The following is a 303-nucleotide window of genomic DNA, read 5'->3' on the forward strand; positions in this document are numbered from 1 at the left end:
GTCGGTAGAGGGCGGCGACAAGTTCGAAAAGCTGACCCTCGACGATCAATCCGTTTCGACGGAAATCACCGATGAACCAGGTTCGGGCACGGGTACTGGCACCGGCAACGAGGGCGACAAGTTCGAAGTCACTATCGTCAGCAAGGGTGATGTCACCGAAGACCAGCAGCCGTCCTTCACCATCCGGATCAACGAAAAACTCGATCACGATGTCACGGTCACGCTGAGCAACAATCAGCAGGTGGTCATTCAAGCCGGTAAAACCGAGGTCGACTATTCGTTGCCAGCCCAGGGCGATGACGT

General features: G+C 56.1%; 1 protein-coding gene. It reads left to right on the forward strand.

Annotated features, from left to right (window positions below):
- A partial coding sequence (locus ACNFCI_RS24115) for an immunoglobulin-like domain-containing protein (RefSeq protein ID WP_416768444.1) occupies positions 1-303 on the forward strand: 303 nt, incomplete at both ends.

The sequence above is a fragment of the Pseudomonas sp. NY15356 genome (assembly GCF_048068175.1).
Classification (GTDB): Bacteria; Pseudomonadota; Gammaproteobacteria; order Pseudomonadales; family Pseudomonadaceae; genus Aquipseudomonas; species Aquipseudomonas putida_K.